Source organism: Streptomyces sp. NBC_01352 (assembly GCF_036237295.1).
Lineage (GTDB): Bacteria > Actinomycetota > Actinomycetes > Streptomycetales > Streptomycetaceae > Streptomyces > Streptomyces plumbiresistens.
Genome location: NZ_CP108354.1, coordinates 2,891,640 through 2,914,969, shown reverse-complemented (window position 1 = coordinate 2,914,969; position 23,330 = coordinate 2,891,640). Strand labels below are relative to the sequence as shown.

Below are 23,330 nucleotides of genomic sequence, written 5' to 3'. Positions count from 1 at the left end.
GTGCGGTGACCGGGCCCGGCGGTCGCTCCCGTGACAGGGAATCGGCCGCCGGGCCCGTCCAGCGCGCCAATCCCCGTCCCCACGGGTCGGCACGCGGCGGGGCCGTCCTCCTCCGCTTCGGGATACGGCCCCTGCTCTTTTCGCGATGACTGGCGCCGGTATGCCGGGCTACCGGTATGCGCTGAACGTGCCGCGCAGGCGGCGTCGTTGAGGAGCGCGGCCACTGTCCGGCCGGCGCTCCAGGCCTCGGTGATCGCAATCGCCACGTCATCCTCCTGCGGTGGGGCGCGAGTGGACTGATCACGTCCGACGCTACGGAGGGAGGCCTGGAAGCGGATCCGCCACCGTATCCGTCAGCACGTCACCAGGCTCACAACACCGCAGGCCGGCCCCACGCTACGAGCCCGGGGAAGACCGTGAAACGAGCTGAAACCCTCACCGAACACTCCCGCCTGAAACAGCAGCGCGGTCAAAGATCAGGCTGAGGCCCGCTAAGCGCCCAGCGCCGTGCGCCCGGCCCCGCGTGCCTGTGAGCGTGCCTCTGACGGGCTCATGCCGTAGGCGCTCCTGAAGGCGTGGCTGAAGTGGGCGGGGTCGGGAAAGCCCCAGCGGCTTCCGACGGTGGCGACGGGCGTATGGGCGAGCGCGGGGTCCGCGAGGTCGCGCAGGCACTCGGCGAGGCGACGCTCCCGGAGCCAGCCCGAGACCGTGTATCCCCGCTCGGCCAGCAGCTTGTAGAGGAAGCGGCGCGAGATGTGGTGGGCGGCCGCGATCCGGTCGGGGCCGAGCCCCGGGTCGGAGAGCCGCTGTTCCATGTACGTGAGGATCCGCCGGGCCAGCAGCTCCCGCCCGTCGTCCTGCTTCGTCACGTGCACGGCGCACCGCTCCGAGAGCATCGCGCCGACCAGGTCGACCACGCTGTCCGCGAGCCGCTGCGTGCCGAGCGCGTCCAGTTGCCGCACCTGCCCGGCCAGTCCGCACAGGAACGGGTGCACCACGGGTCCCAGTCCGTCGCCGCACGACACGGTGGTGGCGATCATGCGGGTCAGGTCGCGTTCGGGCAGCCGGAGCAGGACCCTCGGGAACATCAGCACGAGGGTGCGGTACGGCTGGTCGAAGTCGAGTGTGTACGGGTGCCGGGTGTCGTAGATGGCCAGCTCGCCCGGCTCGAGCAGGGCCTGGCGGTCCGCCTGGGTCAGCATGCACCGCCCGGCCAGCTGAAGACTCACCTTGACGAAATCGGCCGGGTCGGAGGCGATGTGCTTACGGGTGTGGGCGACGCCGTGCGGATCCGCGGCCACGACAGACACCTGCACCGCGCCGAGCTGGGCGGTGTGCAGGGAGGCGCGGAAGTCGGGAACCTCGCGCGGCAGCGCTTCCAGCGGCACGAAACTATGGCCGACCGCTTCCCGCCAGAACTCGAAGCGTCCTGCGGAGGTGTCGTCCGACGGAGTCGTCATCGAGGGCATGGGTCTCCTCTGAGGGCCCTTCGGCAAGCCGGCAGGTAGGCGTGCCGCCGGATACTAACCGTCGTATCCGGTTTTCACAAAGTGCGATGAATGGGGTGGATGGGAAGATCTTGTGCCTGTCGAGGGCGCGGTGAGGGGCCCCGGAAGGGCGCGAAGCACCTCCGGTCCCCCTCACCGCCCGCAGCATCAGCCGAGGCCGTCCGCACCCACCTGAACCGCGGACTCGTCGAGGACGGTGTCGGTCACGGGCCGCGGGCGTCCGTCCAGGTCGAGGACGGGGACGGCCTCCTTGTACCAGGACTCGATGACGGCGTTGCCCCAGAAGTCGCGGCGGCGGTCGTCGCGCACGTTCCAGCGGTACGTCTCGTGGTCCGGGTCACCGGTGTAGTAGTCCGAGGTGTAGATCTCCACGCGGTGGCCGTCGGGGTCCCGCAGGTAGAGGTAGAAGGCGTTGGAGACGCCGTGCCGACCGGGGCCTCGTTCGATGTGGTGCTCCTTGTGCAGCGAGCCGAAGAGGTCGGCCGCGCGCAGTACCTGGTGGGACTCGTGGGTGGCCACCCCGACGTGGTGCAGGCGCGGCCCGGCACCCCCCGTGAAGGCGACGTCATGGACGGTCTGCTTGCGGTACATCCAGGCCGCGTACAGCTCGTGCTCGTCACCCTCGATCGTTTCCGAGCAGCCGAAGCCGAGGGACTTGTAGTGGGCGTAGGCGGCCGGGATGTCGGGGGTGCAGATGTTGAAGTGGTCCAGGCGGGCGATCTCGGCGCCGTGGCGGATGTCGTAGCGCTGGATGAGGCGCTCGGCGCGGGCGATCTCGTGGAAGAACTCCACGGGGAAGCCGAGCGGGTCGATGACGCGGACCGCGTCGCCGACACCGTGCGTTCCCTCGCCCTTCTTCAACCGCTTGACCGGGCAGCCGAGTTCGGCGAAGAACTTCTCCGCCTTGTCGACGTCCTCAGGTGTGCGGACGCGATAGGAGATGTGGTCGAGGGCCGCGATGTCGCCCTTGCGCAGCACCAGCGAGTGGTGGGTGAGTTCGTCCGTGCCGCGCAGGTACAGCGACTCGGCGTCCTCGTACTGCACGTGGAAGCCGAGCATGTCGACCCAGAACCAGCGGGCGGCACCGAGGTCGGTGACGGCGAGCTGGGCGTAGGCGGACCGGACGACGTCGGGGGCGTTCGAGACGGTCATGAGGTGGCTCCGAAGCGGGGGGTGTGCACCTCGGCGAGGGCGACGTGGACGATCTTCGATTCGGTGTAGAAGTCGATGCTGTGGGCGCCGCCCTCGCGGCCGACGCCGGAGGCCTTGACCCCGCCGAAGGGGGTGCGCAGGTCACGGACGTTGTGGGAGTTGATCCAGACCATGCCGGATTCGACGGCGTGCGCGATGCGGTGGCCGCGCTTGATGTCCGAGGTCCAGACGTAGGCGGCCAGACCGAACTGCGTGGCGTTGGCGAGTTCCACGGCCTCGGTCTCGTCGTCGAAGGGCGCGACGGCCACGACCGGGCCGAAGATCTCCTCCTGGAAGATACGGGCGTCGCGTTCGACGTCGGCGAAGACGGTGGGCTGGAGGTAGTTGCCGTCGGCGAGGTGGTCGGGGCGGCTGCCACCGGCTACCAGCCGGGCCTCCTTCCGGCCGATCTCCACGTAGTTCAGGACGCGTTCGTAGTGTTCGGGGTGTACCAGCGCGCCGACCTCGGTGGCCGGGTCGGAAGGGAGCCCGACGCGTACGTTGGCGGCCCGCTCCGCCAGTCGCCGGGTGAACTCCTCGTACAGCGGGCGCTCGACGAGTACGCGTGAACCGGCCGTGCAGCGCTCCCCGTTGAGGGAGAACACGCCGAACACGACCGAGTCCAGCGCGGCTTCCAGGTCGGCGTCGGCGAAGACGACGACCGGGGACTTGCCGCCCAGCTCCATCGACACCGTCTTCAGGTGCTCGGCGGAGGACCGGATGATGTGCCGGCCCGTGTCGGAGGAGCCGGTGAAGGAGATCAGCGGCACGTCCGGGTGGTCGACGAGGGCCTGGCCGGCCTCCTCGCCGATGCCGTGGACGATGTTCACCACCCCGGCGGGCACGCCTGCGTCTTCGAAGATCTCCGGCCACAGCGACGCGGAGAGGGGGGTCCACTCGGCCGGCTTGAGGACCAGCGTGCAGCCGGACGCCAGCGCGGGTGCCAGCTTCCAGCTCTCCAGCATGAACGGGGTGTTCCACGGAGTGATCAGGCCGGCGACTCCCACCGGTGTGCGCACCACATAGCTGAACTGGTCGTCGCCCTGCCGGAACGCCTCCTCGCCGAGGGCCACGATGACGTCCGCGAAGTAGCGGAAGTTCTCGGCGGCGCGCCGCGCCTGGCCGCGGGCCTGCGTGATCGGCAGCCCGGAGTCGTACGACTCGAAGGCGGCGAGCCGGTCATGACGGGCCTCGACGGCGTCGGCGATCCGGTACAGGACACCCGCGCGTGCCCGGTTGGACAGCCCGGCCCACTCCGGGAACGCGACCCGGGCAGCCGTCACCGCCCGGTCCACGTCGGCCGCCGAGCCACGCGCGGCCTGTGCGTAGGCGGTGTTGGAGACCGGGTCGGCGACGTCGAAGGTGCGGCTGTCGGCCGCGTCCACCAGTTCGCCGCCGATCCAGTGCCGGATCACGGAGGGAAGGTGCTCAGGGGTGGTGCTCACTGCGCGGCTCCGATCTGCTGGGTGAGGTCTCCGCCCTCGCGGAGCAGTGCGCGGATCTTCGACAGGCCCGCGTCGGTGGGGGAGGTGAGCGGCGGGCGGACATGGGACGACGCGATACGTCCCTGCTGGTGCAGCACCCACTTCGCCGGCGCCGGGTTCGTCTCGACGAACAGGAGGTCGACGAGCGGGTGCAGGCGGTAGTGGATATCGCGGGCACCGTCGAAATCGCCCGCCTCCCACAGCTCGTACATCCGAGCCACCGCGCCGGGCGCGAGGTTGGCGACGGCCGATACGAACCCCGCACCGCCGAGCGCGAGCAGCGGCAGACAGAGCAGCTCGATGCCGGACCACACCAGCAGTGAGCGCCCGCAGGCGTGCAGCACGCGCGAGAAGTGCTCGAAGTCCTTGGTGGTCTCCTTGACGCCCACGAAGTTCTCGAAGTCGGTGAACAGCCGCTTCACCGTCTCGGGCGCGATGTCGACGGCCGTGCGCGAGGGCACGTTGTAGGCGACGATCGGCAGGTCGGGGAACTCCCGGGCCACCGTGGCGTACCACTGGTACAGCGCCTCCTGCGTGGGGCGCGCATAGTACGGCGTGATGACGAGCGCGGCGTCGGCGCCCAACTCCGCTGCGGCGGCGGTGAGTTCGAGGGTCTCGTCGAGCTTGTGGGATCCGGTCCCGGGCAGGAACGGGACGCGGTCGCCGATCTCCTCGACCGCCGTCCGCATCCCCGCGATCCGCTCGCTGACGCTCTGCGCGCTGGGTTCGCCGGTGGAGCCTCCCAGCGAGATGCCGTGCGAACCGGACTCCAACTGGAAGCGGATCAGCGCGCGCAGGCTGTCGTGGTCGACGGCTCCGTCCGCGGTGAAGGGGGTGATGGCGGGAGCGATGGAGCCGCGGATGGCGGACGGGTCGCTGCGGAATTTCATGTGGGCTCTCCTTGCGTGCTGCGCTGCTTGCGCCACCGCTCGTACATCTCGTGCCAGTCGGGGCCGAGGGGATACAGGCCGTCGATGTCGTGCCCGGCGCGCACCTGCTCGGTGATGAAGCGCTCCCGCTGCTCCTGCTCCCGGCAGTCGGTGATCAGGTCCTCGGCCAGCTCGGGCGGCACGACGACCACGCCGTCCGCGTCTCCCACCAGCAGGTCGCCGGGCTGCACGAGGGCTCCGCCGCAGGCGACCGGCACTCCCGAGTCCCACGGCACATGGCGGCGGCCGAGGACGGAGGGGTGGGCTCCGCCGTGGTAGACGGGCAGCCCCAGTTCGGTGACGGCGACGCTGTCGCGCAGACCTCCGTCGGTGACCACCCCGGCCGCGCCGCGCTGCTGGGCACGCAGCGCGAGGATGTCGCCGAGCGTGCCGGCGGATGTGTCCCGGCGGGCGTCCATGACCAGCACATGGCCGGGTCGCAGCTGCTCGATGGCCCGCTTCTGGGCGTTCATGCCGTTGCCGTACCGCTTGAACAGGTCCTCGCGCAGCGGCAGGTAGCGCAGCGTGTGGGCGACGCCGACCATCTTCGTGTCCGGCCGTGTGGGACGTACCCCGTCGATGGACATGTGCGGCAGCCCGCGCCCCCGCAACTGCGCGCTGAGTGTGGCGACCGCGACCGAACGCAGTCCTTGCTCGATGCGTTCGTCGAGCAGTGGCTCGGGTGTGTACGCGGCTCCGTGGGCGGCCTCGCGTTCCGCCGCATCCGTCCTCGGCATCGCTCCGTACGTCTCCAGGGCGGGCCCGGAGGCGATGGGGTTGCGCAGCCGCCCGGTGGACTGTCCGCTGCCGGTGACCTCGACCTCCACCGTGTCGCCGGGGGAGACGACGGACGCGCCGGCCGGAGTGCCCGTCAGGATGACGTCCCCGGGCTCCAGCGTGACCAGTCTCGACAGATCGGCGACTAGCTGTCCGAAGGGGAAGAGGAGCCTGTCGGTGGTGTCGTCCTGCACGAGTTCGCCGTTCACCCAGGTACGCAACCGGAGTGCGGCCGGGTCGAGTTGGCGGGCGTCCAGCAGCCGCGGCCCGATCGGCGTGAAGCCGTCGGCGCCCTTGGAGCGGAGGTTGGAGCCGCGGTCGGCATACCGCAGGTCGTAGACCCCGGCGTCGTTCGCGGCGGTCACCCACCGCACGTGGGACCAGCCGTCCTCCGGCCGCACCCGCTGGGCCCGGCTGCCGACGACCAGGGCGATCTCGCCTTCGAACCCGAGAAGTTCACACCCCTCCGGGCGGACGATGGCCTCCTTGGTGCCTGCCAGCGACGAGGGGGGCTTGAGGAAGTAGGACGGCTGGGCCGGGATCCGGCCGCGCTCCTTGGCCCGGCTGGGGTAGTTGAGATGGACAGCGATGATCTTCGACGGGGGGTTCCCCAGGGGGTGCGTCATCAGGAGCGCTCCAGGCTGTGCTGATCCAAGAAGTCCTGGACCTTGGCCTTGTACGGCTCGCGGTCGTACGACTTCACGTACGCGCCGGCCATGCGGACGGGGTCGCCGAAGAAGTAGTACTCGTACAGGGCCTGGCGGCTGGAGAAGGCGGAGATGCAGGTGTCCCAGACGAGACGGAACAGCTTCACGCGCTCGGCGCCGGTGAGGGTGGCCGACTGGAGGTAGGCCTCGATGTCGGCGGCCGCCGGGCCGGTGATGTCGAGTTCGGTCGGGGTGGCCATCAGGCCGGAGGCGCCGAGCTTGCGCAGGATCTGCGGGAAGCGCTGGTAGAGCTTGGGATAGAGGTTGCGGGCGGCGTTGAGGGGGGCCCAGGCCGGGGTCAGCACCCCGTACTCGTTGACCTCGGCGTCGGCTTCCGCCGCGCGCAGGAAGGCGCGCAGTGTCTCCAGGGTGGTGATGATCTCGGCGATGTCCTCCTGGACGTGCTGGAACTGCTCGATACCGATGGCCTCGGTGAGCAGCGTCACCAGTCCGAGGATGTACTCGGTCTTGGCGGTGGTGCGGGTGACGACCTGGTGGGTCATGTGCACCACGGAGGCCGTCTGGGAGTAGAAGCCGTTGCACAACTCGGCGTCACCGAGGGCGAAGCAGCGCTCGAAGGGCACGTGCACGTCGTCGAAGACGACCACACAGTCCGACTCCTCGAAGCGGGAGGCGAGGGGGTGGTCGTGGCGCGGGCGGTCGTAGTCGAGGGGCTCGCGGGCGATGTAGCGCAGGCCGGGGGTGTCGTTGGGGATGGCGAAGGCGTACGAGTACGGCTTGTCCTCGGGGGTGCCGCGGAGCACGGTCGAGGGGAAGACGAGCATCTCGTCGGCGAAGGGGGCGATGGTGGCGAGCATGCGCGCCCCGCGGATCACCACGCCGTTGTCGTCCTCCTTCACGATGCGTGCCGCGAGCTTGCCGCCCGCCTGCTGGGTGCCCGCCACGGACCGGTTGACCTGCGGCGGGATCAGCGTGTGCGTGCACAGCAGATCCTCTTCGCGGGCCTTCTCGTAGTAGCGGCGGATGTTCTCGCCGAAGGCGGGGTTGGCCTGGGCGAACCAATCGGCGGCCGAGGCGAGGGCCATCAGGGAGCTGTTCATGTAGTCGCCGGTGCGGCCCAGCATGCCGTTGCTGTGGTCGGCCCACACCTTGAACGCCTCACGGCGCTTGACGAGATCGTCGGGTGTGCGGGGAGTGAGGAAGGACGTGCCGACCGGCTGACCCGAGGTGGGGGAGGCGTACGTGAGGACGTCCTTGTGTTCGTCGCTGTGCTGGAGGTCGTACAGCTCGGCATAGGTCTGCACCACGTTGCGGAAAGCGGGGTGTTCCTGGATTCCTCCGGTGAGCGTCTCGCCCTGGATGTGCACGGTGGGGCGGGACTGGGAGAGGCGCTCGAGGAATTCCTTGCCGGTGCGTGCGGCCATGGTGGTTCTCCTGGGGAGTGGGGCGTGGGGTGGGGCTTGAGAGGGGGAGGGGGTGGGACGGACGGAAGGCTTCAGAAGAGGTGCTCGATGCCGTCGGTCGACTCGGTCGTGGACGCGAAACGGCTCCAGGCATAAGTCAGGGCGTCGCCGTCGCGGTGACCGAGGCCGGTGACGCGGCCGAGGACCAGGGTGTGGTCGCCGCCGTCGTACGTACGCCAGGGCTCGCACTCCACCCAGGCGAGCGGGTCGGCCAGCCGGGGGACGCGCGCGCCCTCCGCCCAGCGGGGCTCCGCGGTGCTCTGTGCCCCCGCGAACAGCCGGGCCAACGGCTCCTGTTCGGCGCCGAGGATGTTCACGCAGAAGGGCCCGTCGGCCAACTGGTCGTGGCAGCGGGCCCGGCGGGCGACGCTGACCAGGACCAGCGGCGGCTCGGCGGACACGGACGTGAAGGAGTTCATGGTGGCGCCCCGCGGACCGCTGTCGGTCGCGTACGACACCACCGTGACGCCGGTGGCAAAACGGGACATGCAGGCACGCAGCGCGCCGGGACTGGGGGGAGCGAGAGCTTCGGGCATACGAGGTTCCTTGGGATCGATCGCACATCGCGACGCACGGTCGGGAGGAGACCTGTCCCCTCGGCAGACCCAGGGGACAAAGCGGGACGACTGATACTCAGAGTATGTAATCAATGCTTTGATTAATTGGGGACCGTACTCCCGTCGGCATCTCGGGGGAAGCCCCCGGGTGAAGGTTTTTCACGGTCCGGAAACCTGGCCGACCTACGTGGCCGACCTACCTGGACCCCGACCTAGACTCCGACTGTGACCCAGGAACCGGAACCGCTGGATGCCGACCACCTGCACTTCTGGTCGTTCATCGACCACGCCGTCGACCGGGCCTCGCGGGAACTCCCCGGCATCGACCCGCTCGCCATGCGGCTGGTACTCACCCTCCACCGCGCGGCCAACATGCTCGTCTACGACCTCGAATCCGCCGTACACAGGCCTCGCGGCTGGTCATGGCCTGGCTTCCGAGTGCTGTTCGCCATCTGGCTCTCGGGCCCGGTCGAGGCGAAGAAGGTCGCGGAGCTGTCCGGCATGAGCCGAGCCGCCGTGTCGGCGCTGGTGAACACGCTGGAACGGGACGGCCTGGTGAGCAAGGAGCGCGCCTCGTACGACGGGCGCGCGGTCCAGCTCGGCCTCACCGAGGCCGGCCTGCATGCGATCACCACTGCCTTCCAGGCACACAACGCACGTGAACGGGAGTGGGCGGGCGCCCTCAGTGAGGACGAGCAGCAGACCCTCATCGAATTGCTCGGCAAGCTGACCGCGCACTCCGCGCACTTCGACGTCCGGCATCGGACCTGAGGGGTCTTCCCAGCGCAACGAGCCAATGGCAGGCGTCCTACCTGGCGGACGGCGACTGCTTCGCCGCCCAAGCCGCCTACCCGAGCCGACCGCACGTGCGGCACGGGCGCGCTCGACGCTCTGCTTCATGACGACGGTGGACGTCAGTTTCTGTACACCCGGCAGTCTGGTCAGATGCCCTTCGCAGAGCTTCAGGTAGTCGGCGAAGTCGGCGGCCACGATGTGCAGCAGGCAGTCGGGATCGCCGAAGAGGCATCGCGCTTGCAGGACGTTGGGGATTGCGGCAACGGCCTCGTCGAAGGCCGCCGGCGTCGACTGGTCCTCCCTCGTCGAATGCCCGAAACCGCCGACGGCTGCTCGATCTGTACGCCCTTGGCGCGCAGCTGCCCGAGGCTGACCGGTTGAAGAAGACCAACGACTCCTGGTGGACCGAGCGGCGAGTTGTCGGCTTCCGCGGCACTGCCTTCGCTTCGATCCTTCATCACAACTACCTGAACCTCATCTACGAGCAGGTTTGCGCGCAGGGCACGACGGCGTTGTAGAGAACGACGTCGGTCGTGCGGCGCGCGGTCGCCGAGCGTGAAGCGCTCCGCACCCCGGGCACGTTCACGTACTCAGCAGTCCGCGGTCGGCTAGGCGTCGCAGGCCCCGTCGTAGGTGGTGCGGACACGGGCCAGGAGTGAGCGCAGGGTGTCGCGCTCCTGCGGGGTGAGGTCGGCGAAGAGCTCGTCCTCGACGCGGCCGATGGAGGCGTCGAGCTTGGTGACGGCGGCCGTGCCCGCTTCGGTGATCTCGACGATGTGCCGGCGGCGGTCGGCCGGATCACGGCGCCGTCGTACCAGATCGCGGTCCTCCAGCGCGTTGAGGAGAGCGACCAGGACGCTGGGGTCCACGCGCAGCCGGGCACCGAGGTCGCGCTGGCCGAGCTGACCGCCGTCGAGGTACATCAGCACGACGGCTTGGCGGGGCGTGACCCCGGAGGCGGTGAGGGCCTCCCGGATCCAGGTGTCGGTGGCGCCACCATGCCGCGCCAGGAGCAGGGCGAGGCGGGAGTCGGGACCGGCGGATTCGGGTGTGTCGTCGCTGATGGGGGAGCTGACGGGAGCGCTGGTGGCGGGGGCGGTGCCCCCGGATCGTTCGCTGGCCATGGTCCGACCGTAGCAAGTCATCAAACAGTCGGTTGCAGTCAATCATTGAAGCACTTACATTATTTTCCGCGGCTCACCGCTTGCCGCCCCGTCTTCCTGGACCGATCGCGGTCCGGTCCTCTTCTCCCTCCGGAGTCCTCCGTGTTCATCGCCTATGTCGTCGTCGCTGTCGTGCTGTCCCTGCTCCTGGTTTTCTCTGCCGTTCCCGACATCACCGGCGACCCGAAGATCACAGATGGGCTCAAGGCGATCGGGGTGCCCGACAGCTGGTTCTTGCCGCTCGGCCTGGTCAAGATCGCGGGCGCTCTGGGGCTGCTCGCAGGCATCGTCTACCGACCGTTGGGCATCGCGGCGGCGATCGGTGTCGTCCTGTACTTCCTGGGCGCCGTGATCACGCACGTGCGTGGAGGCGACACGAAGGGGATGGGCATCCCGGCCGCCATCATGCTTGTTGCCGTGGCGCCGCTGGTGCTGGGGTTCGCGACGGTCTGATCGTGCGCCACGATCGCGATCGGACCAGTTCACGATCACTAGGGCCTCGATGATGCTCAGCAGGGCATCCCGGCCGATGCGAACCCGGCCTCACAGTGCGGCCTTGAGCGCCCGTGCCTGCCGGCGCCAGAACTCCCGTGAGATTTCGGCCTTGGGAAACACGAGGTCGAAGCCGTGGAAGGCGCCGGGGATGACGTCGAGTTCGCAGGGGACGCCGCTGTCGCTGAGCCGGCGCGCGTACTCGACGTCTTCGTCGTGGAAGAGGTCGAGGGTGCCGACGCCGATCCAGGCCGGAGGAAGACCGGTGAGATCCTCGCGGCGTGCCGCGGCCGAGTACGGGGAGACGTCCGGGCCCGCGACGGCGTCGCCGAGGTAGGACGACCAGCCGTACCGGTTGCTCTTGGGCGTCCAGACGCGCACCTTGAGGGTGTTCAGGTCGGTTCTCGTCGTCGTGCGGTCGTCCAGCATCGGGTAGAGGAGCAGTTGGAACACGGGGCGGATCTCGGCCCGGTCGTGGGCGAGCAGGGCGAGGGCCGCGGCGAGTCCGCCGCCTGCGCTGGCACCGCCGATCGCGATGCGGTCGATGTCGATGTGCAGCTCGTCCGCGCGCTCGGCCAGTCCGCGCAGTGCGGCGTAGGCGTCCTCGACCGCGGCGGGCGCGGGGTGGTCAGGGCCCAGTCGGTAACGGACCGCGGCGACGGTGATGCCGAGCTCGCGGGCGAACGCGATGTTCGTACGGTCGTCCTGCTCGGGGGCGCCGAAGATCAGCCCGCCTCCGTGGATCCAGAGCAGCGCCGGAGCCGGTGCCTTCAGGCCGGTCGGCTGGAAGACGCGGAGCGAGACGGAGGGCGCGTCCTTCGGCCCGGGCACGACGATCTCCTGGACCGTGACGTCCGGCCCCGGATCGGTCGAGCGCCACTTCACGCTCCGCACGAGGCGCGACGACAGACGTCCGTAGGACACATTGGGGATAAATCGACCTCGCTTGAGATCGGGGTGGAAGGTACTCATCGGGTCCTCGTTCTTTCCCCTCATTGAGGGTCTACGGATCGTCTGGCCACCCGGCGGGTGGTCGGCCTCGCCTAGGCCGCTGTCGACGAGTGCGGCGGGTGACGCGAGGACCGGCCGTCTCGGTCGACTCTCGTCGTCCGCTCATGGTCTTTTCCGTACCCCACCCCGCGATGCCCGGGTCTTTCTCAGATCGATGGACGTGCCCCCTTGCCATCGACCGGTGATCCCCATATCGTCGTATGAACGTAAGGCATACGAACGTAAGGCAATCTCAAGGGAGCCCGTGATGGCGACAACTCGGCCGGTAGTGCTCGTGACAGGTGCCTCGTCAGGGGTCGGCAAGGAGACGGCCCGGGCCTTCGCCGCGGCGGGCTTCGAGGTGATCGGAACCGCTCGCAACGCCGCGCGGGTCACCGCGCCCGCCGGGGTGAGCTACCTCGACCTCGACGTGACCAGCGACGAATCGGTCGCCTCCGTGGTCAAGCAGGTGATCGACCGGTTCGGGCGCATCGACGTCCTGGTCAACAATGCCGGCGTCGGAGCCAACGGCGCCGCCGAGGAGTTCTCCGTCGCCCGGACGCAGGAGGTCTTCGACGTCAACGTCTACGGCATCATGCGGATGACCAAGGCGGTTCTGCCGCAGATGCGCACTCAACGGCGCGGACGCGTCATCAACGTCTCCTCCCTCAGCGGGTTCGTCCCCAGCCCGTTCATGGCCATCTACACCTCGACCAAGCACGCGGTCGAGGGCTACTCCGGGTCGATGGACCACGAGGTCCGCGAGCACGGCGTCCGGATCCTGCTCGTCGAGCCCGGCCCGATCAACACCCCGTTCGGGGACCACAGCGTGCAGGGCGACACCCCCATGCCGCTCTACGCATCGGGACGGCGCACCTTCGACGAGGTGCTGGCGAAGAACCTCAGCGGCGGCGACGATCCCGCCACCGTGGCCAAGGTGATCGTCGCGGCGGCCACCGACAAGAACCCGAAACTGCGGCGCACCGCCGGCTCGACGGCCGCAGGCATCAGCGTGTTCCACCGCGTCCTTCCGGCCCGGATCTTCGACCGCATCGTCCGCAGGTTCAACCGGATGTCGAACTGACGCTCACCTTCGCGTACCCGAACCCGTCCGAAAGCGACGGCGCATCTTCGACGAGGTGATCGCGGATGCGGTGAAGGACGGCTACGACCCGCCGTCGTCGCCAAAGCGATCGTCACCACGGCGCGCCGACTCGGCACACGGCTGGTCCCATCCGCCCAGTCGGGTCGTGGTCATCTACCCCAACGGCACCTACAAGCCCGTCCTGACCAGCACGGACGGCCTCGCCTCGCCCTCCGCGACCGCGGTCCTCGGCGACCGGCTCTACATCACCGACTGCGGGGTCCCCGAGCCCCACGACCCGAAACTGCAGACCGCCAGGATCAACTTCCCGGCTCTCCTCGCAGGCGCGGCACACTGACCCGACCAGCACGGCAGCCGGGGCGCACGCCCCGGCTCCCATGGAGGAACACATCGTGCGATACACGAAAGAACACAAACAGGAGACACGGCAGCGGATCATCACGACGGCCGGCCGCCGGCTCAAGCGCAACGGCATCGACGGCTCCGGAGTCGCCACCCTCATGAAGGACGCGGGCCTGACCAACGGCACCTTCTACGCCTACTTCGCCTCCAAGGACGAACTCGTCGCCACCGCGGTCGCCGACCAGATGCGCGCACAGCACGCGAACATCGTCGCGCAGGCGGCACCCGGCCGTGCCGGACTCGAACAGATCGTGCGCTGGTACTTCTCACCCGAGCAGCGCGACGACATCGACGACGGCTGCCCCAACGCCGCCCTGCTCGACGAGATCGGACGCGCCACGGATCCCACCAGGCAGGCGTACACCGACGGCGCGCTGGTCCTCATCGACGGCTTCGCCGCCCGTCTGGCACCCCACGACCCGCCCTCGGCACGTGTGAAAGCACTCAGCCTCCTCGGCATGATGGCCGGGACGCTGCAGCTCTCCCGTGCCCTGACCGACCGGCAGCTCGCCGACCAACTCCTCGAACAGGGCATCCGCAACGCCCTGGCACTGATGGATGCCGAGCAGCACGACTGATCACTTCAGGCGCGACGACTGCCCGCAGCTACGCGGGACCGGCTCGGCGGAGCTCCGTCAGTGCCCGCGCCGCCGCCCCGATCGCCACCGCGTCGCCGCCGAGCAGCGCGGGCAGCACTCGCACCGGGTGTCCGCTGACCGGGGGTTCGGCGGTGAGTGTCCGCTCGATGGCCGGTTCGACGAACGCCCACGCCCCGGTGACGCCCCCGCCGATCACGAAGGTGGTGACGTCCAGCAGGCCTGCGGTGACCAGGATCGCCCGCGCCACGGCGGCACCCGCGCCCTCGTACACGGCGAGGGCGTCCGGGTCGCCCCCGACGGCCGCCTCGGCGACCGCGCGGGCGGTGACCGTACGCCCGGTGCGCTCGCCGTAGCGCGCGGCGATCGAGCGGCCGGACGCCAGGGTCTCCAGGTGGCCCCGGCCGCCGCACGTGCACGGCAGGTCGCCGAAGCCGGGGACGTGCCCGATCTCCCCGGCGGCCCCGTGCGGGCCGTCGTACAGCGCCCCGTCCAGCCACAGCGCCCCGCCCACCCCGGTGCCGAGCGTCATCCCGAGGACGTGCGGTTCGCCCGCGACCGCACCGGCCGCCGCCTCGCCGCGCAGGAACGCGTTGACGTCGTTGTCCAGGAACGCGGGCACACCCAGCGCCTCCTCGACGGCCGTCGTCACCGCGAACCCGGCCCAGCCCAGGAAGGAGTCGCTCGCCACGAGGATCCGCCCGGCCCGCGCGTCCACGACCCCCGCCGCGCCGACCCCGACGCCGAGCAGCCGTCCGGGCGTACGGCCGAGCAACTGTCGTACGCCGTCCAGCGCGGCCCCGACCATCGCGGCCCCGCCCGCGGCCGCCGGCGTGGGCACCTCCAGGCGGTCGAGGACGTTCAAGTCCTCGCCGCACAGGGCGACCTGGGTCGTGGTGCCGCCGATGTCGACACCCGCGACCATGCACGTCACGCGGTGGCCCCCGTCCGGTCCGCCGCCCGCCGGCGCCGTTGCTCCACCGGGTCCGGCACCGGTACGGCGGCGATGAGCCGGCGGGTGTACTCCGTCTCCGGACGCAGCAGCGTGGTCATGGTCGGCCCCTGCTCCTCGATCCGGCCGGCCCGCATGACGACGACCCGCTGTGCGAACTCCTGCACCACGGCCAGGTCGTGCGACACGAACAGGCAGGCGAACCCCAGCTCGCGCTGCAACTCGGCGATCACCTCCAGGACCGTCCGCTGCACGCTCACGTCGAGCGCGCTCGTCGGCTCGTCCGCCACCAGCAGCCGCGGCCGCAGCACCAGCGCCCGCGCGAGACTCACCCGCTGCCGCTGGCCGCCGGACAGCTCACGGGGCCCGCGCCCCGCCAACTCCCTCGGCAGCCGCACCAGTTCGAGGACCTCCGCGATCCGCTCCCGCCGCTCGGCCGCCGACATGCCCCGCCGGTGCATCCGCAGCGGCTCGGCGACACACTCGGCCACGCTCATCCGCGCGTCCAGCGAGGCCACCGGATCCTGGAGCACCACACCGACCCCGGCCAGCAGGGCCCGGCGCGCCCGGCCCCGGGCCCTGTTCAGGTCGGTGCCGAAGAGGGACACCGAGCCGTCGTCCGGCACCACCAGCCCCAGCGCCGCCCGGGCCGCCGTCGACTTGCCGGACCCGGACTCGCCCACCAGCCCGACGGTCTCGCCGGGGTGGACGTCGATCGACACCCCCTCCAGGGCCCGTACGGCTCCTCGACCCCGCCCGAATCGCACGGAGACATCGCGGAGGCGGACCACCGCGGGTTCCCCGGGGGGCCCTGACGGGGGTGGGCCCTCGCCGCTGAGCATCAGGCGCGGCACGGCCGCCAGCAGCCGCCGCGTGTACTCGTGCGTCGGCCGCAGCAGCACCTCCTCCACCGGCCCCGTCTCCACGATCTCGCCCCGCAGCATCACGGCCACCCGGTCGGCGAAGTCGGCGACCACACCCATGTTGTGCGTGACCAGCAGCACGCCGGTGCCCGAGTCGACCGCCAACTCGCGCAGCAGATCCAGGATCTCGGCCTGCACGGTGACGTCGAGCGCGGTCGTCGGCTCGTCCGCGATCAGCAGGCTCGGCGAGTTGGCGATCGCCATGGCGATGACGACCCGCTGCCGCTGCCCGCCCGACAGCTGGAACGGGAACGCGGACGCCCGCCGCTCAGGCTCGGGAATACCGACCCTGCGCAGCAGCTCGACCGCCTCACGGGCGGCCTCCGCGCGGGAGACGGGACGGTGATTGCGTACGACTTCCGCTATCTGCCTGCCGATCCGGGTCAGCGGATCCAGTGCGGTGGCCGGCTCCTGGAACACCATCGACGCGGTCCGGCCGCGCAGCCGGGCCAGCTCCGCCTCGCCGGCCGCCACCACGTCCGTACCGTCGACCGTCACCCGCCCCGACGCCCGCGCGTTGCCCGGCAGCAGCCCCATCGCGGCGAGCGCCACGGTCGACTTGCCGGACCCGGACTCGCCGACCAGGGCCAGCGTCTCGCCGGGCCGGACGTGCAGGGACACGTCCCGTACGGCGGGCACGTCACCCGTGTCCGTCGTGAAGGTGACCCCGAGCTCCGCCATCTCCAGGATGTTCATCCGCGTCCCTTCACGTCGAAGGCGTCCCGCAGTCCGTCGCCGATGGCGTTGAACGCGCACACGAGGAGGATGATCGCGAGGCCCGGCGGCACGATCAGCCACCAGCGCCCGGAGTACGCCGCCGTCAGACCGGCCGACAGCATGCCGCCCCAGTCCGTCGACGGCGGCTGCACGCCAAGGCCCAGATACGACACGTACGCGACGAGCAGGATCGCGTCGGCGACCTGGAAGGTGGCCGCGACCACGATCGTCGACACCGAGTTCGGCAGGATGTGCCGGACGATCGCCCGCCCGTGCGTGCCGCCGGTGGCGCGCAGGGTCAGCACGTAGTCCCGGTTCTTGAGCGTGAGCGTCTCCGCCCGGACCAGCCGGGAGGGCACCAGCCACGACACCAGGCCGAGGATGACGATCAGCCCGAGCGGGCCCGGCGAGGTGATCGCGGAGACGACCAGCAGGATGAACAGCGCGGGGATCGCGATCCCGGCGTCCACCACCCGCATCATCACCGCGTCCACCCAGCCGCCCGCGTACCCCGCGACCGCACCCCACAGCGTCCCGATGACGGTCGCGAGCAGCCCGGCGGCCAGCCCGACGAGGAGCGAGATCTTCCCGCCGTACATCAGCCGCCCGAGCTCGTCGTGCCCCACGGCGTCGGTCCCCAGCCAATGGGCCCCGCTGGGAGAAAGGTTGACCTGGGTGAGGTCGGTGTGGGTCTGGTCGGTGGAGTAGAGGAGCGGCCCCACGAAGCAGAACAGCAGGAAGAGGGCCACGACCAGAACTCCGGCAACCGCCAACTTATTGCGCGCGAAGCGCGCACCCAGGGGCGCGGGACGGTGTCGATTTGCGGCTCCGCCGCGGGGCGCGACCAACCCCCACCGGCCCGCACTCTGAACACGAGGACTCACGCCCGCCCTCCCTTCACACGCGGATCGACAACCCGCTGCACGACATCCGCGAGCAACGTGCCCACAACCGTCGCGACGGAAATAACCAGCACGCACCCGAGCAGCACCGGATAGTCGGAGGACTGCGCGGCGGACCAGAACAGCAGCCCCATGCCGGGATAGTTGAAGAGCTGCTCGACAACGAGCGCACCGCCGAACAGCACGGGCACGTAGTAGCCGAGCATCGCGATCACGGGGGTGAGGGAGTTGCGGAAGACGTGCCTGAAGAGGATCGCGCCCTGCCGTGAGCCCCCGGCCCGCGCCGTGCGGACGTAGTCCTCGGAGAGGTTCTCCAGCGTCGCGGCCCGCATGTACCGGCTGAACACGGCGATCATGGACGCGGCCCCCGTGACGACCGGCAGCACGAGCGCCGCCGGATCCGCGAACACCTGGGCCAGGGTGTCCCCTTGGGGCGCCTGCGAGGGGAACCAGCGCAGCGTCTGGGTGAAGAGCAGCACCAGGATCAGGCCCAGGAAGTACACGGGCGTCGAGTACGCCACGAAGCTCAGCGTGGTGATGACGTAGTCGGCCGGCTTGTTGCGGCGCACCGCCTGCCACATACCGAGCGGGACCGCCAGCAGCAGCCCGACGAGCGCGGACAGCACGGTCAGCACCAGGGTCTTCGGCAGGCGTTGCTCGATGAGCCGCAACACCGCCTCGTTGAGCGTGTACGAGGTGCCGAGGTCGCCGTGCAGCAGCGTGTTCAGGTAGTAGACGTACTGGACGGGCAGCGGGCGGTCCAGGCCCTGTTCGTGGTTGAACGCGGCGATCTGCTCGGCCGTCGCCTGCGGGCCGAGGATCCCGCGCGCGGGACCCCCGGGCAGCGCGTGCAGCAGGCAGAAGACCACGATCGTGACGATCAGGATCACGGCCAGGGCCTGGAGGACCCGCCGGGTGAGGTACAGGAGCGTGTCCATGGGGTTCAGCTGGTCCACTTCCACTGCGCGGGGTGGAAGTTGGCAAGCGAGTCCTGGGAGAAGCCGCCCAGACCGTTCCTGACGACCGAGACCTGGTAGACGGGCTCCGGCAGCCAGATCACCGGCAGGTCCTTCGCGAGGGCCGCGCTGTAGCCCTGGATCGCCTCGTTCGAAGTCGACGTCGTGGACGCGGAGATGAGCTTGTCGACCTCGGGGTTGGAGTAGTTGCCGAAGTTGGAGCCGCCCTTGGTCTGGAACAGCGAGTCGCCGGTCGGGAAGGCGTTGAAGTACCAGCTGCCCGCCGTACCGAAGAAGGACAGCTGCCACTTGCAGATCGACTGGCCGGAGGTGCACTGCGGAGTCTGCGACAGCACCGAGTTGACGGGCGCGGTCTTGATGGAGAACTTGACGCCGGTCTTCGCGAGCGAGGACTGGATCGCGCTCATCATGTTGTCCGTGACCGTCGACCCGGACTGCGAGAGCACCTGCATCGCGAACTTCGTGCCCTCGGCGACGCCTTCGCCGCACTGGGAGGCGCCGCTGCCGGGGCTGGTGCAGGTCATCACCCCGGCCTGCTCGGTCCAGCCGTGGTCGGTCAGCAGTTGCCGCGCCGCCGAGGTCGAGAACGGATACGGATCGCTCTTCTGCACGGACGACAGGAAGTCCGACGCCTGCCCCTGCGGGATCGGTCCGTAGCCGGGCACCGCCGTGCCGTTGAGGACGACCTTCGCCAACGTGGTCTGGTCGATCGACCGCTGGACCGCCTGCCGGGCGTACAGCTGCTTGAACACCGCGCCCATCGCCGGGTTGTTGAAGTTGTACGGCATGTAGGTGATGGCCCAGCCCGACCACGGCTTCACCGTGTAGCCCTGTGCGGTGAAGCTGTCCTTCTGGTCGAGGTCGGTCGCCTCGATGTAGCCGTAGTCGACGCTGCCGGAACGCAGGGCGTTCTTCTCGGCGTCCGCCGTGGTGAACGGCAGCAGGTTCACGGTCGGGATGGCCGGCTTCTCGCCGCCGTCGTACTTCTTGTTGGCGGTGAGCACCACCTTGCCGGCGGTGGAGAAGGACTTGACCGCGTAGGGGCCGCTGATGGTCTTCCAGAGGGCGTTCTTCTCGTAACCGCCGATGTTCTTCGCCGCGTCGTTGAGGAACGTCCACACCTGCTTGGCGTCGCCGCCCTTGTCCCAGACGTGCTGCGGCAGCGGTGTGATCAGGCTCAGCTCGTTCGCCAGCATCCACTGGGGGTTGTAGGACCGGTCGAAGGTGATCGTGAAGTGACGGGCGTCCTCGGTCTTGAAGGACGTCCAGTTGTCCGGGGCCTTGCCCGGGTTGTAGCCCGCCCACTCCGCCTTGTTCGCCTTGATGAGGTCGAACCAGAACTGGACGTCCCGGGAGGTGATCGGCTTCCCGTCGCTCCAGTGCCGGTCGCCGAGGGTGATGCGTACGCTCTTGCCGTCGGCGGCGAAGTCGGCGGCCGTGGCGACCGAACCGGCCTTGTTCCAGGCGATCTTGCCGGTCGAGCCGTCGTACGCGACGAGCGGCTCCCACAGCGTGTTCGCGATGGACTTGTTGTTGGTGTTCAGGTGGGCCGCCGTGCCGATCGGCAGGATCCAGTTCGGCGTGAAGTTCGCGGGCAGCGCGTAGTTGACGGAAGTCTTCGACGCGGACGACGCGCCGCTCGTCCCGGAGCAGCCGGCGAGCAGCAGCGTGCCCGCCATCAGGGCGGCGGCACCGGCGACGAGCCTCGTGCGAGCAGGGGACATGACTCTCCTCAGGGACCAGAAGCGGGGTGCAGCCAGTGAACGACCCCTGTGTTGGAAGAAACAGACGTGCCGCTGTAAAAAGCCTGTTTCTGCTGTTCTGGAAAAACCTTGGAGGAGCGCGAACTGTCCTACGCTCGGCCCTCGATGGCCGATGACGGGAGTAACTTCGCCCATGACTGAAAAAAGTGCGCCGCGCCGAAAAGGCGTGGTGGGCGTCTCCTCACTGACCGAGCGCGTCCTTGAACTCCTCGCCTCCGGGCAGGCGACCACGCGCACCGAACTCGCCGCGCTGCTCGGCGCCGCACCGTCGACGGTCTCCTTCGCGGTGGGCCAGTTGATGACCCACGGCCTGGTCGCCGAGGTGGGCACGCTGTCCTCGACCGGCGGACGTCCGCGCAAGGTGCTGCGGCTCGGCGGCAGCGACGGATACGCCGTGGCGGCCGAACTCGGCGGTATGCACGCCCACGTGGGCGTCGTCCACCCCGGCGGCGGCCTCACCGACGTCTCCACCGTGCCGTTCGCGACGGCCGACGGGCCCGAGGCGGCACTGCCCGGACTGACCGACACCCTCGAAGGCCTCGCCGACCGGCACGGCCGGGGCCTGCTGCGCGGCGTCGGCCTCTCCCTGCCGGGACCGGTGGACGTCGACTCCGGCGTGGTCACCCTGCCGTCCCGGATGCCCGGCTGGAACCGCTTCCCCGTACGGGACTGGCTGGAGGACCGCTTCGGCGTCCCGGCGGCCGTCGAGAACGACGCCAACTGCATGGCCGTCGGCGAGCACACCGTGCAGCCCGCCGAGCGCCGCCAGTCGATCATGGTGAAGTCCGGCACGGCGATCGGTGCCGGCGTCATCGCCGACGGCCGCCTCTACCGGGGCGGCTCCGGCGCCGCCGGCGAGATCACCCACGTCCGGGTCGAGGCCGCCCAGGACACGCCCTGCTCCTGCGGCAACACCGGCTGCCTGGAGACCGTCGCCTCCGGTGCCGCCCTGGTACGCATCCTGCGCGAGCGCGGCCTCGACGTGACGTCCACCGAGGACGTCGTACGGCTCTCCCGCGACGCCGACCCCGAGGCGACCCGCGCGGTCCGCCAGGCCGGCCGCTACCTCGGCATGGTGCTCGCCGCGAACGTCCAGTTCTTCAACCCCGACGCCGTGTACCTCGGCGGCATCCTCTCCACGCTGGAGCCCTTCGTCGCCGCCGTGCGCAGCCAGCTCTACGAGGGCTGCCATCCCCTCGTCACCGAGCACCTGGTCATCGAACGGGCCAGCCTCGGCGCCGACGCCGGCCTGGTCGGCGCGGGGCAGTTCGCGCTGCAGCGGGCGCTGGCGCAGGCGCTGGAGGCGGTCACCGGCGCGCACCTCTCACCGGCCGGCACCGCCCACCTTTCACCTGGTGGCAACCACTCCTCATCTCCCGGCAACCACACCCGGGCCGGAGACCGTCACCCTTGACCTTCCACCGACGTCTGGAGCACCCGTGCCGGAATCCCGCCCCGTCATCGCCGTCGCCGGACTCGGCATCGAGTCCTCGACCTTCTCGCCCGCACGCACCGGGGCCGCCGCCTTCCACCCGCGGCGCGGCGCGGACGTCCTGACGCGGTATCCCTTCCTCGCCCCCGGGCAGCCCCTGCGCGCCGCCGCGGACTGGCGCGGCGCCCTGGTCGGCAAGGCCCTCCCCGGCGGCACGGTGACGAGCACCGCGTACGCCGAACTGGCCGCCGAGCTCCTCAACAGCCTCAGCGACCTGGGTCCCGTCGACGGACTCTGGTACGACATCCACGGCGCGATGACGGTGGAGGGACTGGACGACGCCGAGGCCCAGCTCCTGCAGCGCATCCGGGAGGTCGTCGGCCCGCGTGTCCTCGTGTCCACCTCCATGGATCTGCACGGCAACGTCTCCCGCGAACTCGTCCACCAGAGCGACCTGATCACCTGCTACCGCACGGCCCCGCACGAGGACGCCATGGACACCAAGGAGCGTGCGGCCCGCAACCTCGTCGACCTCCTCACGAGCGGCGCGCCCCGGCCCGCCAAGGCCTGGATCCCGGTGCCGGTGCTGCTGGCAGGAGAACAGACCTCGACCCGGATCGAACCCGCGAAGAGCGTGTACGCGGCCGTGGACGAGGTGGCGGCGGCGGACGGCGTGACGGACGCGGCGATCTGGGTCGGCTACGCCTGGGCGGACGAGCCGCGCAACCGGGCCGCGGTGGTCGTCACGGGCCCCTCGCCGGACGCCGTCGCCGCCGGCGCGGAGCGGCTGGCCGGCGGCTTCTGGAAGGCCCGCCACACCTTCGACTTCGTCGCGCCGACGGCCACCCTGGACGAGTGCCTCGACGCCGCCCTCGCCTCCACCGCCCGCCCCTACTTCGTCAGCGACACCGGCGACAACCCGACGGCGGGCGGCGCCGGGGACGTCACCTGGGGCCTCCGCCAGGTCCTGGAACGCCCGGAGCTCAAGGACCCGTCCGGCCCCACGGTCATCTACGCCTCCCTGCCCGGACCGCGCGCCGTCGACGCGGCGGTGGCGGCCGGCGTCGGCGCGACCGTCACGGTCACCGCGGGCGCGGAGGTCGACGACCGGCACGCCGGCCCGCTCACCCTCACCGGCGAGGTCCACGCCGTCCGGCACGGTGACCGGGACGCGGAGACCGAGGTCGTGCTGCGGGTGGGCAGCGTGCACGTGATCCTGACCCGGCTGAGGAAGCCGTACCACCACGAACACGACTTCACCGGCCTGGAGTTGGACCCGAGGGCGGCCGACGTCGTGATCGTGAAGATCGGCTATCTGGAGCCCGAGCTGTTCGCCATGGCCGCCGACTGGAAGATGGCGCTCACCCCGGGCGGCGTCGACCAGGAGCTGACCCGCCTTGGCCACCGCCGGATCCGCCGGCCCCTGTTCCCCTTCGACCCGGAGATGCCCGACCCGGACCTCACCGCCCGCCTCATCGCCCCCTCGAACAAGCCGCTCACCGGCCCGGACGAGTGAGTTCGGAGCCGCCTTTGGGGGGGTGGGT

At 70.2% G+C, this 23,330-nt stretch carries 21 protein-coding genes and 2 pseudogenes; 8 read left to right on the top strand and 15 right to left on the bottom strand.

The features are described 5' to 3' along the window. Window positions 1–491: 491 nt before the first annotated feature. The 7 genes from OG252_RS13795 to OG252_RS13765 all read right to left on the bottom strand — a co-directional run bounded on the left by OG252_RS13795 (window position 492) and on the right by OG252_RS13765 (window position 8,556). Entirely contained in the window at window positions 492–1,469 is a 978-nt protein-coding gene (locus OG252_RS13795) for a helix-turn-helix domain-containing protein (protein WP_266432344.1), read from the bottom strand. 186 nt (window positions 1,470–1,655) lie between these two features. Further along, window positions 1,656–2,660 carry a 3,4-dihydroxyphenylacetate 2,3-dioxygenase gene (gene hpaD, locus OG252_RS13790; RefSeq protein WP_266432342.1) on the bottom strand — a complete coding sequence of 335 codons (1,005 nt, stop codon included), beginning with the start codon at window positions 2,658–2,660 and terminating at the stop codon, window positions 1,656–1,658. Next, window positions 2,657–4,144, bottom strand: a complete 1,488-nt coding sequence (gene hpaE / locus OG252_RS13785) for a 5-carboxymethyl-2-hydroxymuconate semialdehyde dehydrogenase (RefSeq protein WP_266432340.1) — start codon at window positions 4,142–4,144, stop codon at window positions 2,657–2,659. Before hpaE ends, hpaD begins: the two co-directional genes overlap by 4 nt. Next, the gene (dapA, locus tag OG252_RS13780; RefSeq protein WP_266432338.1) at window positions 4,141–5,073 is read right to left on the bottom strand and encodes a 4-hydroxy-tetrahydrodipicolinate synthase; all 933 of its coding nucleotides are present in this window, start codon (window positions 5,071–5,073) and stop codon (window positions 4,141–4,143) included. The genes hpaE and dapA overlap by 4 nt, the downstream gene beginning before the upstream one ends. Next, window positions 5,070–6,515 (bottom strand): fumarylacetoacetate hydrolase family protein, encoded by a 1,446-nt coding sequence (locus OG252_RS13775; RefSeq protein ID WP_329336295.1) that lies wholly within the window; start codon window positions 6,513–6,515, stop codon window positions 5,070–5,072. Before OG252_RS13775 ends, dapA begins: the two co-directional genes overlap by 4 nt. Continuing rightward, window positions 6,515–7,981, bottom strand: coding sequence for a 4-hydroxyphenylacetate 3-monooxygenase, oxygenase component (gene hpaB, locus OG252_RS13770; protein WP_329336293.1), 1,467 nt, complete (start codon window positions 7,979–7,981; stop codon window positions 6,515–6,517). The genes OG252_RS13775 and hpaB overlap by 1 nt, the downstream gene beginning before the upstream one ends. Window positions 7,982–8,052: 71 nt before the next feature. Continuing rightward, on the bottom strand, window positions 8,053–8,556 hold the full coding sequence (locus OG252_RS13765; RefSeq protein ID WP_329336291.1) for a flavin reductase family protein: 504 nt from the start codon (window positions 8,554–8,556) through the stop codon (window positions 8,053–8,055). Window positions 8,557–8,802: 246 nt separating this feature from the next. Between OG252_RS13765 and OG252_RS13760 the strand changes: the two genes are divergently transcribed. Beyond that, window positions 8,803–9,348 carry a MarR family winged helix-turn-helix transcriptional regulator gene (locus tag OG252_RS13760; protein WP_329336289.1) on the top strand — a complete coding sequence of 182 codons (546 nt, stop codon included), beginning with the start codon at window positions 8,803–8,805 and terminating at the stop codon, window positions 9,346–9,348. A 180-nt stretch (window positions 9,349–9,528) separates the two neighbouring features. Here OG252_RS13760 and OG252_RS52340 read toward each other — a convergent pair. Further along, a pseudogene (locus tag OG252_RS52340) lies at window positions 9,529–9,615 on the bottom strand (hypothetical protein); the annotation flags it as partial. 134 nt (window positions 9,616–9,749) lie between these two features. Here OG252_RS52340 and OG252_RS13750 point away from each other — a divergent pair. Next, window positions 9,750–9,890, top strand: coding sequence for a hypothetical protein (locus tag OG252_RS13750; protein WP_266432329.1), 141 nt, complete (start codon window positions 9,750–9,752; stop codon window positions 9,888–9,890). A 90-nt stretch (window positions 9,891–9,980) separates the two neighbouring features. Here the strand turns inward: OG252_RS13750 and OG252_RS13745 are convergent, their stop codons facing one another. Further along, a complete protein-coding gene (locus OG252_RS13745; RefSeq protein ID WP_266432328.1) occupies window positions 9,981–10,496 on the bottom strand; it encodes a MarR family winged helix-turn-helix transcriptional regulator in 516 nt (171 codons plus the stop codon). A 141-nt stretch (window positions 10,497–10,637) separates the two neighbouring features. Between OG252_RS13745 and OG252_RS13740 the strand changes: the two genes are divergently transcribed. Continuing rightward, window positions 10,638–10,988 carry a DoxX family protein gene (locus OG252_RS13740; RefSeq protein WP_266432327.1) on the top strand — a complete coding sequence of 117 codons (351 nt, stop codon included), beginning with the start codon at window positions 10,638–10,640 and terminating at the stop codon, window positions 10,986–10,988. 90 nt (window positions 10,989–11,078) lie between these two features. Here OG252_RS13740 and OG252_RS13735 read toward each other — a convergent pair whose 3' ends face one another. Then, the gene (locus tag OG252_RS13735) at window positions 11,079–11,912 is read right to left on the bottom strand and encodes an alpha/beta hydrolase (RefSeq protein ID WP_329336285.1); all 834 of its coding nucleotides are present in this window, start codon (window positions 11,910–11,912) and stop codon (window positions 11,079–11,081) included. Between the two features lie 373 nt (window positions 11,913–12,285). On the opposite strand from OG252_RS13735, the gene OG252_RS13730 reads away from it, so the two are divergent. From OG252_RS13730 to OG252_RS13720, 3 genes are all read left to right on the top strand, one after another. After that, entirely contained in the window at window positions 12,286–13,101 is an 816-nt protein-coding gene (locus OG252_RS13730) for an oxidoreductase (protein WP_329336282.1), read from the top strand. A 166-nt stretch (window positions 13,102–13,267) separates the two neighbouring features. After that, window positions 13,268–13,459, top strand: a complete 192-nt coding sequence (locus tag OG252_RS13725) for a hypothetical protein (RefSeq protein WP_329336280.1) — start codon at window positions 13,268–13,270, stop codon at window positions 13,457–13,459. A 52-nt stretch (window positions 13,460–13,511) separates the two neighbouring features. Further along, window positions 13,512–14,102: a TetR/AcrR family transcriptional regulator gene (locus OG252_RS13720; protein ID WP_329345137.1), complete on the top strand. Its 591-nt coding sequence runs from the start codon at window positions 13,512–13,514 to the stop codon at window positions 14,100–14,102. Window positions 14,103–14,130: 28 nt separating this feature from the next. Here OG252_RS13720 and OG252_RS13715 read toward each other — a convergent pair whose 3' ends face one another. From OG252_RS13715 to OG252_RS13695, 5 genes and pseudogenes are all read right to left on the bottom strand, one after another. Further along, window positions 14,131–15,045: an ROK family protein gene (locus OG252_RS13715; RefSeq protein WP_266447989.1), complete on the bottom strand. Its 915-nt coding sequence runs from the start codon at window positions 15,043–15,045 to the stop codon at window positions 14,131–14,133. Between the two features lie 5 nt (window positions 15,046–15,050). Beyond that, entirely contained in the window at window positions 15,051–16,691 is a 1,641-nt protein-coding gene (locus tag OG252_RS13710) for an ABC transporter ATP-binding protein (protein WP_329336278.1), read from the bottom strand. Further along, a pseudogene (locus OG252_RS13705) lies at window positions 16,688–17,503 on the bottom strand (ABC transporter permease); the annotation flags it as partial. The pseudogene OG252_RS13705 and the gene OG252_RS13710, both read right to left, overlap by 4 nt. 89 nt (window positions 17,504–17,592) lie before the next feature. After that, window positions 17,593–18,552, bottom strand: coding sequence for an ABC transporter permease (locus OG252_RS13700; protein WP_266432322.1), 960 nt, complete (start codon window positions 18,550–18,552; stop codon window positions 17,593–17,595). Window positions 18,553–18,557: 5 nt separating this feature from the next. Then, window positions 18,558–20,315, bottom strand: a complete 1,758-nt coding sequence (locus OG252_RS13695) for a peptide ABC transporter substrate-binding protein (protein WP_329336276.1) — start codon at window positions 20,313–20,315, stop codon at window positions 18,558–18,560. A 172-nt stretch (window positions 20,316–20,487) separates the two neighbouring features. Here OG252_RS13695 and OG252_RS13690 point away from each other — a divergent pair, with 172 nt between their 5' ends. Both OG252_RS13690 and OG252_RS13685 read left to right on the top strand, forming a co-directional pair. Next, entirely contained in the window at window positions 20,488–21,768 is a 1,281-nt protein-coding gene (locus OG252_RS13690; RefSeq protein WP_329336274.1) for an ROK family transcriptional regulator, read from the top strand. A gap of 25 nt (window positions 21,769–21,793) precedes the next feature. Then, window positions 21,794–23,302 (top strand): M81 family metallopeptidase, encoded by a 1,509-nt coding sequence (locus OG252_RS13685; RefSeq protein WP_266432317.1) that lies wholly within the window; start codon window positions 21,794–21,796, stop codon window positions 23,300–23,302. Window positions 23,303–23,330: the final 28 nt, after the last annotated feature.